The organism is Acrocarpospora pleiomorpha (genome assembly GCF_009687885.1).
GTDB classification, from domain to species: Bacteria; Actinomycetota; Actinomycetes; order Streptosporangiales; family Streptosporangiaceae; genus Acrocarpospora; species Acrocarpospora pleiomorpha.
Genome location: NZ_BLAF01000127.1, coordinates 1 through 12,773, shown reverse-complemented (window position 1 = coordinate 12,773; position 12,773 = coordinate 1). Strand labels below are relative to the sequence as shown.

13 protein-coding genes are annotated in these 12,773 nt (G+C 70.6%); 2 read left to right on the top strand and 11 right to left on the bottom strand.

Annotated elements, in window-relative coordinates; all coding sequences use genetic code 11:
- Positions 1-316: 316 nt before the first annotated feature.
- From rpoZ to pyrR, 11 genes are all read right to left on the bottom strand, one after another.
- Positions 317-580, bottom strand: coding sequence for a DNA-directed RNA polymerase subunit omega (gene rpoZ, locus Aple_RS51095; RefSeq protein ID WP_155335393.1), 264 nt, complete (start codon positions 578-580; stop codon positions 317-319).
- A gap of 16 nt (positions 581-596) precedes the next feature.
- A complete protein-coding gene (gene gmk, locus Aple_RS51090) occupies positions 597-1,157 on the bottom strand; it encodes a guanylate kinase (RefSeq protein WP_155352060.1) in 561 nt (186 codons plus the stop codon).
- Positions 1,158-1,300: 143 nt separating this feature from the next.
- Positions 1,301-1,624, bottom strand: a complete 324-nt coding sequence (gene mihF, locus Aple_RS51085) for an integration host factor, actinobacterial type (RefSeq protein ID WP_155335391.1) — start codon at positions 1,622-1,624, stop codon at positions 1,301-1,303.
- Positions 1,625-1,821: 197 nt separating this feature from the next.
- Positions 1,822-2,526 (bottom strand): orotidine-5'-phosphate decarboxylase, encoded by a 705-nt coding sequence (pyrF, locus tag Aple_RS51080; RefSeq protein WP_155352059.1) that lies wholly within the window; start codon positions 2,524-2,526, stop codon positions 1,822-1,824.
- Entirely contained in the window at positions 2,523-3,482 is a 960-nt protein-coding gene (locus Aple_RS51075; RefSeq protein WP_246265643.1) for a dihydroorotate dehydrogenase, read from the bottom strand. The genes pyrF and Aple_RS51075 overlap by 4 nt, the downstream gene beginning before the upstream one ends.
- On the bottom strand, positions 3,472-4,332 hold the full coding sequence (locus tag Aple_RS51070; RefSeq protein ID WP_155352058.1) for a dihydroorotate dehydrogenase electron transfer subunit: 861 nt from the start codon (positions 4,330-4,332) through the stop codon (positions 3,472-3,474). Before Aple_RS51070 ends, Aple_RS51075 begins: the two co-directional genes overlap by 11 nt.
- Positions 4,333-4,348: 16 nt before the next feature.
- Positions 4,349-7,627 (bottom strand): carbamoyl-phosphate synthase large subunit, encoded by a 3,279-nt coding sequence (carB, locus tag Aple_RS51065; protein WP_155352057.1) that lies wholly within the window; start codon positions 7,625-7,627, stop codon positions 4,349-4,351.
- Positions 7,620-8,726: a glutamine-hydrolyzing carbamoyl-phosphate synthase small subunit gene (carA, locus tag Aple_RS51060; protein WP_155352056.1), complete on the bottom strand. Its 1,107-nt coding sequence runs from the start codon at positions 8,724-8,726 to the stop codon at positions 7,620-7,622. Before carA ends, carB begins: the two co-directional genes overlap by 8 nt.
- The gene (locus Aple_RS51055) at positions 8,723-10,009 is read right to left on the bottom strand and encodes a dihydroorotase (protein ID WP_155352055.1); all 1,287 of its coding nucleotides are present in this window, start codon (positions 10,007-10,009) and stop codon (positions 8,723-8,725) included. The genes carA and Aple_RS51055 overlap by 4 nt, the downstream gene beginning before the upstream one ends.
- On the bottom strand, positions 10,006-10,932 hold the full coding sequence (locus Aple_RS51050) for an aspartate carbamoyltransferase catalytic subunit (protein ID WP_155352054.1): 927 nt from the start codon (positions 10,930-10,932) through the stop codon (positions 10,006-10,008). Before Aple_RS51050 ends, Aple_RS51055 begins: the two co-directional genes overlap by 4 nt.
- The gene (gene pyrR / locus Aple_RS51045; RefSeq protein ID WP_155352053.1) at positions 10,929-11,522 is read right to left on the bottom strand and encodes a bifunctional pyr operon transcriptional regulator/uracil phosphoribosyltransferase PyrR; all 594 of its coding nucleotides are present in this window, start codon (positions 11,520-11,522) and stop codon (positions 10,929-10,931) included. Before pyrR ends, Aple_RS51050 begins: the two co-directional genes overlap by 4 nt.
- Positions 11,523-11,899: 377 nt before the next feature.
- On the opposite strand from pyrR, the gene bldD reads away from it, so the two are divergent.
- The gene (gene bldD / locus Aple_RS51040; protein WP_155352052.1) at positions 11,900-12,394 is read left to right on the top strand and encodes a transcriptional regulator BldD; all 495 of its coding nucleotides are present in this window, start codon (positions 11,900-11,902) and stop codon (positions 12,392-12,394) included.
- 152 nt (positions 12,395-12,546) lie between these two features.
- Positions 12,547-12,762 carry a DUF3040 domain-containing protein gene (locus tag Aple_RS51035; RefSeq protein ID WP_155352051.1) on the top strand — a complete coding sequence of 72 codons (216 nt, stop codon included), beginning with the start codon at positions 12,547-12,549 and terminating at the stop codon, positions 12,760-12,762.
- Positions 12,763-12,773 lie beyond the last annotated feature (11 nt).

Here is a 12,773-nt window from a genome sequence, read left to right as displayed (position 1 = left end):
GCCTCGGGCGGAGCCCGAGGGAGAACAACAGGGCTGGGTGGGCGAGAGAACCCCGGATCGGCTGCCGCTTCGTTCGGGTAACCACGGTGCCGCCGGGGCCGGGCGGAGCCCGGAACGAATCAAAGGGAGGGTGGGTGGGAGAACCCCCGCATCAACCCAAACGAGTTCAAGGGCCCCAACAGAGCCAACACACCAACGTCGGCCCAGCGCCAGCACCAAAGAAGGGCGAGCGGGAAAACCCCCCGTATCAACCCGCTACAAACCCAATCGCCCCACGCAAGCTCATCACATGGACGACCTCAGCCGACCCGATGGATCAGCCCTCGATCGGCTCCGAAGTCAGCAGGCCCTCGCTGACCTCGCGCAACGCGATGGACAGCGGCTTCTCCTGGGCGTGGGTCTCGACCAGCGGCCCCACATACTCCAGCAGGCCCTCGCCGAGCTGCGAGTAGTACGCGTTGATCTGCCGAGCCCGCTTGGCGCCCATGATGACCAGGCTGTACTTGCTGTCGACCACGTCGAGGAGCGCGTCGATGGACGGGTTGGTGATGCCTTCGGAGTAGGCCGCGCTGGTGGTCACGTCGTGAGTCCCCTAGCTAGTTGTCAGCTTCAGCCATCAAGGCTATCAGTGCCTGGCACACGTCCTGGACCGATGTGTTGACCAGCGTCACGTCGAACTCCTTCTCGGCGGCCATCTCGACGAGCCCGGCCTCGAGGCGGCGGGCGATGACGTCGGGGGGTTCGGTGCCGCGGCCGCGGAGGCGGCGTTCGAGTTCCTCCCAGGAGGGGGGCGCGAGGAAGACCAGGAGGGCGTCGGGCATGCTGGCCCGGACCTGGCGGGCGCCCTGGAGGTCGATCTCCAGGAGGGTGGGGGTGGCGGTGGCGAGGCGGTCCACCACGGCGTCCCGGGGGGTGCCGTAGCGGTTGCCCGCGAACTCCGCCCATTCCAGCAGCTCGCCGGCGGCGATCAGGCGGTCGAACTCGGCGTCGTCGGCGAAGAAGTACTCGACGCCGTGGGTCTCGCCGGGGCGGGGCTTCCTGGTGGTCACCGAGACCGACAGCCACACCTGCGGGTGTGCCCGCCGGAGCTCGGCGACGACCGTGGACTTGCCCACACCGGACGGTCCGGACAGGACCGTCAGGCGGGTTTGAGGCATGGAGTTACCGTAACGTGTCCCGGACTCGGCGGCCTTGTGGGCCTGACTGCCTTCGGGCCAGGACGAGCCGGTCACTCAATGCCCCCCGTGTCGCGCGGTTCGGTCATCCCGCGGGAAGCCGCAGGATGACCGACAGCGTACGCCTAGCCTTCGGCGCCGCCGAACTCGCGCTCCAGGGAGGCGCGCTGGTTCGCGCCGAGGCCCCGCACGCGGCGGGACTCGGCGATACCAAGACGTTCCATCAGCTGCTTGGCGCGGACCTTGCCCACGCCAGGGAGCGACTCCAGCAGAGCCGAGACCTTCATCTTGCCGATGACGTCGTCGGTCTGCCCATCCTTCAGCACCTCGGCCAGAGATACCGCGCCATGCTTGAGACGGTTCTTGACCTCAGCACGCTCCTTGCGGGCCTTGGCAGCCTTCTCAAGTGCTGCGGCGCGCTGCTCGGGGGTCAGGGGAGGAAGAGCCACGCCGGGTCACCTCGAATTTCTGTCGATGTACTCGGACGGGATGGGAAAGTAGCTGGTCTTTGCCCCATCAGGCAACGTCAAGACCTATTTCTGTCCCCACAAAGTCCAATAAACTACTCTCCGTAGTCGCGATCTAACGGACTGTCTACGAAAACGGCCCTATCAGCTACGGAAGCGAACCCCGCCCGATGAACGCGTCAGGGCCGCGAAAGGGCGGTCCTGCGCAGGGCCGCGGCGATCCCGGCGGCGGCCGCGCCGGGGTCCGGGGAACCGGTGATCGGGCGCCCGATGACCAGAAGGTCGGCCCCGTCGGCGATGGCCGCCTCGGGAGTCGCTACTCTTGCCTGATCCTGGGTGTCGGCTCCGGCCGGCCGTACCCCCGGCGTGATCAACGTGACGCCGGGGCCGACCTCGGCGCGCACCGCGGCGACCTCGCGGGGAGAGCAGACGAGTGCCTGGGCCCCGGCGCCGACCGCGAGGGCGGCGAGCCGCCGGACCGCGTCCCCGGCGGGTCCCTGGATGCCGGTCCTGGCCAGATCGGCCTCCGACAGCGAGGTGAGCAGGGTGACGGCGGCGATCTGGGTCTGGGGGGCGGCCTCCACCGCCGCCTGGATCATGGCCGGGCCGCCGGTGGCGTGCACGGTGAGGATGGCGGGCTTGAGCCGGGCGACCGCGCGGGCGGCCCCGGCGACGGTGTTGGGGATGTCATGCAGCTTCAAGTCCAGAAAAATCCGGACACCGCTGGCTCCGCGAACCGTGGCGAGCACGTCCGGGCCGTACCTCAGGTAAAGCTCAAGGCCGACCTTGACGGTCGAGACGTGCGGCGTGACCAGGCTCGCCCAGCGGGCCGCCGTCTCCAGGTCGGGTGCGTCCAGGGCGACGGCGATGGGTGCGGGGGTCACAGCGGGCTCTCCTCAAGATCATTTCGGTGGGCGGGTCGGTGGGCCAGGCCGACGGCGTCGGCCAGCCGGTCGAAGCCGCGCTCGTGCAGGAGCTCCTCCAGCTCCCGCAGGATGCGCGGGCAGGCGTACGGGTCATGGAACAGGATGGTCCCCACGGCGACCGCGCAGGCGCCCGCCAGGACGAGCTCGAGGGCGTCCCGGCCGGACGTCACGCCGCCCATGCCGATCAGGGGCACCCCGGGTAAGGCCGCGTGCACCTGCCACACGCAGCGGACCGCCAGCGGCCGGATGGCGGGCCCGGAGAGCCCGCCGGTCCCGGCCGCGAGCGCGGGGCGCATGGTGTCCACGTCGATGCTCATCCCGATCGGCGTGTTGATCAGGGCGAGGGCGTCGGCGCCGCCGTCCACGCAGGCGCGGGCGATGGCCACCACGTCGGCCACGTCGGGCGCGAGCTTGGCCACCACGGGCACGTCGTAGCGCATCGCGGCGCGGACCGAGGCGACGACCTCGGCCGCCGCGCCGCCGTCGCGGGCGAAGACCCGGCCGCGGTCCTCCACGTTGGGGCAGGACAGGTTGATCTCGACGGCGGTGACGCCCGGCGCGTCGGCCAGCCGCCGGGCCAGCGCGGTGTACTCGGCCACGCTGCCGCCGCCGATGGAGACCACGGTCCTGGCGCCGCGCTCGGCCAGCCAGGGCAGCTCGCGGGCCAGGAACGCCTCCACGCCCGGTCCCTGCAGCCCGACGGCGTTCAGCATGCCGGAGGGCGTCTCGGCCATTCTGGGGGTCGGACGGCCCGCTCTGGGGGCCATCGTGATGGACCGGGTGGTCAGCGCCCCGAACCGGGTCACGTCCGCGAAGGCCGACAGCTCCCGGCCGGTCCCGGCGCAGCCCGCCGCGGCCAGGATCGGATTGGGCAGCTCGACGTGCGCGAGGTACGCGCGCATGTCAACGGCCACGATCGCCCCCCGGCGCGCCCAGCGCGTCGAACGGGATCGTGCCAACGTCGTCGAAGCGAACCCGCTCGCCCCGGAAGACCGGCCCCTCGGTGCAGACCCGGACCATCCGGGTCGCGCCGTCGTCGCCGATCACCGGCACCACGCAGGTCATGCAGACGCCGATCCCGCAGGCCATGGCCTCCTCGACCGAGACCTGGACGGGGATGTCGAACTCCACGCAGACCGCGGTGACCCCGCGCAGCATGGGCATCGGGCCGCACGCGTAGACCACGTCGGCCCGGGTGTCGGCGATCACGGCGGGCAGCACGTCGACGACCGAGCCGCGCATGCCGAGCGAGCCGTCCTGGGTGGTCAGCGTGGTGGTCTCGCCGATCCGGCGGGCCCGCAGCGCGCCGAACACCCGGTCGGAGCTGGCCGCGCCGAGCACGAAGTCGACCCGGCAGTTGCGCTGGTGCAGGGCGTCGGCGAGGGAGAACAGGGGGGCGGAGCCGTACTCGCCGCCGACCAGCAGGCAGGTGGCGGGGTCGCGCGGGAGCGGGAACGGGCGGCCGAGCGGGCCGACCATGTCGAGCGCGTCGCGGGCCTTGCGGTCGGCCAGCCAGGCCGTGCCGGGGCCGCGCACGGCGAAGACGAACTCCACCGTGCCGCCGTAGTCGGACTTCACGTCGTGCACGGCGAACGCGCGCCGGGTCAGCATGGAGGTCTGCCGGCCGCCGACGGCGACGGTGACGAAGTGGCCGGGGCGGAACCGGTCGGCGATGCCAGGCGCGACGACGGTCAGCGCGTGGTACGCGTCGACCCGGCGCGTCGTCAGCACCGTGCCCGTCACCTGCACCGGCGTCCCGGCCACTAATAAACTCCTCGGCTCAGCCTCGCAGCCGCCGCGCGTGCTCCTGCAGCGACCGTACGCCCACGTCCCCCCTGAGGATGTGCTGGATGCCCTGTACGGCGGCCGCCAGCCCCTGCACGGTGGTGATGCACGCGATGCCGCGCAGCACGGCCGCGGTGCGGATCTCGTAGCCGTCCAGCCGCGGCCCGGACTGGCCGGGGCTGCCGAACGGGGTGTTGACGATGAGATCCACCTCGCCGTCCAGGATGCGCCGCACGATCGTCGGCTCACCTCCCGGGCCCGCGCCTTCGCTCTGCTTTCGCACGATCTTGGCATGGACGCCGTTACGGCGCAGCACCTCCGCCGTACCCTCCGTGGCCAGGATCTCGAATCCGAGGTCGGCGAGCGCCTTCACCGGGAAGATCATGGCGCGTTTGTCCTTGTTCGCCACGGACACGAACGCCCGCCCGGTGGTGGGCAGCCCGCCGTACGCGGCGGACTGGGACTTGGCGTAGGCGGTGCCGAAGAACTCGTCGATGCCCATCACCTCGCCGGTGGAGCGCATCTCCGGGCCGAGCACGATGTCCACGCCGCGGAACCGGTCGAACGGCAGCACGGCCTCCTTGACCGCGATGGGCGCGTCCAGCGGCAGGGTGCCGCCGTCGCCCTCGGCCGGGAGCATGCCCTCGGCGCGCAGCTCGGCGACGGTGGCGCCCATCATGATCCGGGCCGCCGCCTTGGCCAGCGGCACCGCCGTGGCCTTGGACACGAACGGCACGGTACGGCTCGCGCGCGGGTTGGCCTCCAGCACGTAGAGCACGCCCCCGGCCAGCGCGTACTGCACGTTGAGCAGGCCGCGCACGCCGACGCCGCGGGCGATGGCCTCGGTGGCCGCGCGGATGCGCTTGATGTCGTGCCCGCCGAGGGTGATCGGCGGCAGCGCGCAGGCCGAGTCGCCGGAGTGGATGCCGGCCTCCTCGATGTGCTCCATGACGCCGCCGAGGAAGAGCTCGGTCCCGTCGTAGAGCGCGTCCACGTCGATCTCGATGGCGTCGTCGAGGAAATTGTCGATCAGCACCGGGTGGTCGGTGGCGGCCTTGGACATGTAGGACGCCAGGGTCTCGTCGTCGTACACGATGGCCATCCCGGCCCCGCCCAGCACGTACGACGGCCGGACCAGCACCGGATACCCGATCTCCCCGGCGATCTCGCGGGCTTCGGCGACGGTGAGCGCGGTGCCGTGCCGGGGCGCGGGCAGCCCGGCCTCGGCCAGCACCCGGCCGAACGCGCCGCGCTCCTCGGCCAGGTGGATGGACTCAGGCGAGGTGCCCACGACGGGCACGCCCGCGTCCTTGAGCGCCTGGGCGAGCCCGAGCGGCGTCTGCCCGCCGAGCTGCACGATCACCCCGGCCACCGGCCCGGTCTTGAGCTCGGCGTGCACCACCTCGAGCACGTCCTCCAGGGTGAGCGGCTCGAAGTAGAGCCGGTCGGAGGTGTCGTAGTCGGTGGAGACCGTCTCCGGGTTGCAGTTGACCATGACGGTCTCGAATCCGGCCCGGCTGAGCTCGAAGGAGGCGTGCACGCACGCGTAGTCGAACTCGATGCCCTGCCCGATCCGGTTCGGCCCGCTGCCCAGAATGATCACCTTGGGCCGGTCCCCCGCGGGGACCTCGCTCTCCTCGTCGTAGGTCGAGTAGAGGTACGGCGTGCGCGCCTCGAACTCGGCCGCGCAGGTGTCCACGGTGTGGAAGACCGGCCGCAGCCCGAGCGCGTGCCGCAGGTCGCGGACCCGGATCTCCTCGATGCCGAGGATCTCGGCGATCTGCGTGTCGCTGAACCCGTGCTCCTTGGCGCGCAGCAGGGTGGGCTCGTCGAGATCGACGATTCCAGTGGCGATCTCGTGCAGGAGCATTAGCTGATCGAGGAACCAGGGGTCGATCCGGGTCGCGTCGTAGAGCTCCTCGATGGTCGCGCCCGCCCTGATGGCCTGCTGCATCGTGCGCAGCCGCCCGTCGTGCGGGGTCCGGCAGGCCGCCAGAAGCTCCTGCTTCGTTCCATGGCTCCCTGACCAGCTGAACGAGGATCCCTTCTTCTCCAGCGATCTCAGGGCCTTCTGGAGGGCTTCAGGGAACGAGCGGCCGATCGCCATGGCCTCGCCGACCGATTTCATGTGCGTGGTCAGCGTCTGATCGGCCCCGGCGAACTTCTCGAACGCGAACCGGGGCACCTTGACGACCACGTAGTCGAGCGACGGCTCGAACGACGCCGGAGTCTCCTTGGTGATGTCGTTGGGAACCTCGTCGAGCGTGTAGCCGATCGCCAGCTTCGCCGCGATCTTGGCGATCGGGAAGCCCGTCGCCTTCGACGCGAGCGCGCTGGATCGCGACACTCGGGGATTCATCTCGATCACGATCATGCGCCCGGTGTCCGGGTCCACCGCGAACTGGATGTTGCAGCCGCCGGTGTCCACGCCGACCTCGCGGATGACCGCGATGGCCACGTCCCGCATGTTCTGGTACTCCCGGTCGGTCAGCGTCATCGCCGGCGCCACGGTCACGCTGTCGCCGGTGTGCACGCCCATCGGGTCCACGTTCTCGATCGAGCAGACGATGACCACGTTGTCGTGGCGGTCCCGCATGACCTCCAGCTCGTACTCCTTCCAGCCGAGGATGGACTCCTCCAGGAGCACCTCGGTGGTCGGCGACGCGTCCAGGCCCGCCCCCGCCATCCGGCGCAGGTCCGCCTCGTCGTGCGCGAACCCGGAGCCGGCGCCGCCCATCGTGAACGAGGGCCGCACGACCACGGGGTAGCCGAGCACCTCGGCCCCCGCCAGGCAGTCGGCCATGGTGTGGCAGATGACGCTGCGCGCCGACTCGGCGTTCAGGCCGCGCTCCGCCGCCACCTTGGCCACGATGCCCTTGAACAGCTCCCGGTTCTCACCCGCCTGGATGGCCTCGAAGTTGGCGCCGATCAGCTCGACCTCGTACTTGGCCAGCACGCCGGACTCGTGCAGCGCGACGGCCGCGTTGAGCGCGGTCTGGCCGCCCAGAGTGGGCAGCAGCGCGTCCGGGCGCTCCTTGGCGATGATCTGCTCGATGATGTCGGGAGTGATCGGCTCCACGTAGGTCGCGTCCGCGAACTCCGGATCCGTCATGATCGTCGCCGGGTTGCTGTTGACCAGGATGACCCGGAAGCCCTCGGCCCGCAGCACCCGGCACGCCTGGGTGCCCGAGTAGTCGAACTCGCAGGCCTGCCCGATCACGATCGGCCCGGAGCCGATCACCATGATCGACTCGATATCCGTCCGCTTAGGCACCCATGACCTCACAGAACTCGTCGAAGAGATAGGCGGCGTCGTGCGGCCCCGCGGCGGCCTCGGGGTGGTATTGCACGCTGAACGCCGGATAGTCGAGCAGCCGCAGCCCTTCCACGCAGCCGTCGTTGAGGTTCACGTGACTCACCTCGGCCCGCCCGTACGGCGTGTCGAAAGGCCCGTCCAGCGGCGCCTGTACGGCGAAGCCGTGGTTGTGCGCCGAGATCTCCACCTTGCCGGTGCGGCGATCCTGGACCGGCTGGTTGACGCCGCGGTGGCCGTACCTGAGCTTGTACGTGCCGAGCCCGAGCGCCCGCCCGAAGATCTGGTTGCCGAAGCAGATGCCGAAGAACGGCTTGCCCGCCGCCAGCACGCCGCGTAGCGCGGCCACCGCGCCGTCGGCGGTGGCGGGGTCGCCGGGGCCGTTGGAGAAGAACACGCCGTCGGGGTCGAGGGCGAGGATCTCGGCGGCGGTGGCGGTGGCCGGGAGCACGTGCACCTCGCAGCCGCGTTCGGCCATGCGCTGCGGGGTCATGGCTTTGATGCCCAGATCCACGGCGGCGACGGTGAACCGCCGCTCCCCCACCGCCGGGACGACATAGGGCTCCTTCGTGGACACTTCGGCGGCCAGGTCGGCGCCGACCATGGCGGGCGAGCGCCGTACCCGCTCGACCAGCTCGGCGACGGGCGCGAGCGCCTCGCCGGAGAACACCCCGGCCCGCATCGCGCCGCGCTCGCGCAGGTGGCGGGTGAGCGCCCGGGTGCCGCGCACGGCGATCCCGACCACGCCCTGCTGCCGCAGGTAGTCCTCCAGGGACGTGGTGGCGCGCCAGTTGCTGGCCACCCGGGCCGGCTCGCGCACCACGTAGCCGGCCACCCAGACGCGGCCGGACTCGGGGTCCTCCTCGTTGACGCCGGTGTTGCCGATGTGCGGCGCGGTCATCGCGACGATCTGCCGGTGGTAGGACGGGTCGGTGAGGGTCTCCTGATAGCCGGTCATGCCGGTGTTGAAGACCATCTCGCCGAACGTCTCGCCCACGGCTCCGTACGGGGCGCCCTCGAAGACTCTGCCGTCTTCCAGGACCAGGAGCGCAGGACTCATACGAGCTTCCCTTCCAGAACGGTCGGCCTGCCCCGCAGGAAGGTCGCCACCACCCGGCCGGGCAGGGTCATCCCCTCATACGGGGTGTTTCTGCTCTTGGACGCCATCGCGCCGGGGTCCACCAGCGCGCGGACGGACGGGTCGTACAGCGTGATGTTCGCGACGGAGCCGACCTCCAGCGGCTGCCCGTGCCCGGCCAGCCGGCCGATCCGCGCGGGCCGGGAGGACATCCGGTCGGCCACCGCCGCCCAGTCGAGCAGGCCGGTCTCCACCATGGCCTCCTGCACCGCGCTCAGCGCCGTCTCCAGGCCGATCATGCCCATCGCGGCGGCGGCCCACTCGGTCTCCTTGTCCTCGACCGGGTGCGGCGCGTGGTCGGTGGCGACGCAGTCGATCGTGCCGTCGGCCAGCGCCTCCCGCAGCGCCCGCACGTCGTCGCGGGTGCGCAGCGGCGGGTTCACCTTGTAGATCGGGTTGTACGGCCCGACCGGCGACTTCTCCGCGCAGGAGTCGGTGAGCAGCAGGTGATGCGGGGTGACCTCGGCGGTGACGTCCCAGCCCTTCGACTTGGCCCAGCGGATGATCTCCACGGAGCCGGCGGTCGAGACGTGGCAGACGTGCAGCCGGGAGCCGACGTGCGCGGCCAGCAGGCAGTCCCGCGCGATGATCGCCTCCTCGGCCACGGCGGGCCAGCCGGCCAGGCCGAGCCGCCCGGAGACCTCGCCCTCGTTCAGCTGGGCGCCCTCGGTGAGGCGGGGCTCCTGGGCGTGCTGGGCCACGACGCCGTCGAAGGCCTTGACGTATTCCAGCGCCCGGCGCATCAGCACCGCGTCGGAGACGCACTTGCCGTCGTCGGAGAAGACCCGGACCCGGGCCGCCGAGTCGGCCATCGCGCCCAGCTCGGCCAGCTGCCTGCCGTCCAGGCCGCTGGTGACCGCGCCGACCGGCTGCACGTCGCAGTGGCCGTACTCCTGGCCGAGCCGCCACACCTGCTCGACCACCCCGGCGGTGTCGGCCACCGGGGAGGTGTTGGCCATCGCGTGCACGGCGGTGTAGCCGCCGCGGGCGGCGGCCTGGGTGCCGGTCTCGACCGTCTCGGCGTCCTCCCGGCCCGGCTCGCGCAGGTGGGTGTGCAGGTCCACCAGGCCGGGCAGGGCGAGCAGCCCGTCGGCGTCGAAGACCGTCTCGCCGCCGAGACCCGGGCCGATCTCGGCGATCAGGCCGCTGTCGATCCTGAGGTCGACGGGGTCCCCGCCGAGGATGCGGGCGTTTCTGATGATCACTGGACTTCTCCCCCGATCGCGCCGCCGAGCAGCAGGTAGAGCACGGCCATCCGGACGGTCACGCCGTTGGCGACCTGCTCCACGATGGTCGAGCGCGGCGAGTCGGCGACCTCGGCGGAGATCTCCATGCCGCGGTTCATCGGGCCCGGGTGCATGACGATGGCGTCGTCGTGCAGCTTGGCGAACCGGTCGCGGTCCAGGCCGTAGCGGCGGCTGTACTCGCGGGCGGACGGGAAGAAGGCGGCGTTCTGGCGCTCCAGCTGGACGCGGAGCATCATCACCACGTCCGACTTGGGGAGCACCGCGTCCAGGTCGTAGGAGACCAGGCAGGGCCAGTTCTCCACGGCCACCGGGAGCAGGGTGGGCGGGGCGACCAGGGTGACCTCGGCGCCGAGCGACGCCAGCAGGAGCACGTTGGATCGGGCCACCCTGCTGTGCAGGATGTCGCCGACCACGGCCACCTTGAGGCCCTCCAGGCGGCCCATCCTGCGGCGCATGCTGAACGCGTCCAGCAGGGCCTGGGTGGGGTGCTCGTGGGTGCCGTCGCCGGCGTTGACCACGCTGCCGCGGACCCAGGTGGCCAGGCGGTGCGGGGCGCCGGAGGCGCTGTGCCGGATCACCACGGCGTCGGCGCCCATGGCCTCCAGGGTGAGCGCGGTGTCCTTGAGCGACTCGCCCTTGGAGACGCTGGAGCCCTTGGCCGAGAAGTTGATCACGTCGGCGGACAGGCGTTTGGCCGCCGCCTCGAACGAGATGCGGGTGCGGGTGGAGTCCTCGAAGAACAGGTTCACCACGGTACGGCCGCGCAGCGTCGGCAGTTTCTTGATGGAGCGCTCGGAGACCCGGGCCAGCTCTTCGGCGGTGTCCAGGATGAGCAGGGCGTCGTCGCGGCTAAGGTCGCCCGCGGAGATCAGGTGCTTCACCGCTCCCCCTCCCTGACCAGCAGCACCGCGTCGCGGCCGTCGATCTCCTCCAGGAAGACCCGGACCTTCTCGCTCTTGGCGGTCGGCAGGTTCTTGCCGACGTAGTCGGCCCGGATGGGCAGCTCGCGGTGGCCGCGATCGACCAGAGTGGCCAGCTGGACCGCGCGGGGGCGGCCGAGGTCGTTGAGGGCGTCCAGCGCGGCCCGCACCGTACGGCCGGAGAACAGCACGTCGTCCACCAGGACCACGATCCGGTCGTCGATCCCGCCGGGCGGCAGGTCGGTGTGGCCGAGCGGGCGGGCGGGCTTGAGCCGGAGATCGTCGCGGTACATCGTGATGTCCACGGCCCCCACCGGCACCTTCCGGCCCTCGAACTGGGCCACGCGCTCGGCGAGCCGCCGGGCCAGGGTGGCGCCACGGGTGGGGATCCCCAGCAGGACGACGCTTTCCGCGCCCTTGGTGCGCTCCAGGATCTCGTGCGCGATCCGGGTCAGCGCCCGGTGGATGTCGGGGCCTTCCAGGACCGCTCGGGAGTGTTTCCCCTGCGCCGGATCCCCGCCGGGAACAGGGGGATTTTGGGCATCGGACATGAAAAAATCACCGCCTTTCCCGCCTCACAGGACGGGTCTTAAAAGGGTGTCAGGCGTTAGAACACTACCAGGCGCCCGCCGTTGGCCAGGGACGATACCCCCCAGCAGGCATCGAACCGCCCCCAGCCGAAACCCGAGGATGGTTCGGTTGTCGGGGAGAGCACTGTTTGGCCATCTTTTCCCAATCGACTTGACCTTTCCCGGTCACGGCTTTACCGTCACTGTCCGTAACCACAACTCGCGACCTTCCTGGGTAAAACCCGACGCAGTGGTCACCGAAGGTGCCTGCCCCCAGGTACAGCCCCGGTGGTTAGTGCATTCGGTACAAGGACGCACAATCAACCTAAGAACAGACATAGAAAGCCGGGGGCCATACGATGCCGTCTGACTACGCCAAGTCGCTGGGCGCGCGACTCCGCGCCATCCGCACCCAACAAGGTCTGTCCTTGCATGGGGTAGAAGAGAAGTCCAGGGGGCGGTGGAAGGCCGTCGTCGTCGGATCGTACGAGCGCGGGGATCGTGCGGTCACGGTGCAGAAGCTGGCCGAGCTGGCGGACTTCTACGGGGTGCCCGTCTCGGAGCTGCTGCCCGGGGGCGCCGCGCCCTCCCCGCTGCTGCCGACGCCGAAGCTGGTCATCGACCTGGAGCGGCTTTCCCAGTTGCCGAAGGACAAGGCCGGGCCGCTGGCCCGCTACGCCGCGACGATCCAGTCGCAGCGGGGGGACTACAACGGCAAGGTGCTGAGCATCCGGCAGGAGGACCTACGCTCGCTCGCGGTCATCTACGACAAGTCGCCGTCGGAGCTGACCGAGGAGTTCATCAGCTGGGGCGTGCTGGACGCCGAGGCACGCCGGGCGGTCGAATCCTTCTGACCGCATGCCGCTGATCCACGCCGCGGCTCGCGTCCCTCCGGCGGCCTGGCCGCTGGAGGGAGCCGCCGAAGATCTACCCGCTGCCGTCTTGGAAAAATAGGGCAAAGGGCGATAAAACTTCCTTCTACCAGATTTATTAGGAGGAAGCAGACATGGGGCTGTCTACGCGCGAGCGACGCGTGCTCGACGAAATCGCACGCCGTGTGCGCGCCGAAGATCCGGCCCTGGCCGAACGCCTGTCCGGCCACGGCACCGGCACCGTCCACGCCGAGATACTCCCATCCCGCCAACAGGCCTGGCCCATCATCGCCCTCGCCGTGATCCTGGCCGGTTGCGCACTCCTCTACACGGTCACCACCTCGAAATAAGGTGGTTCTCC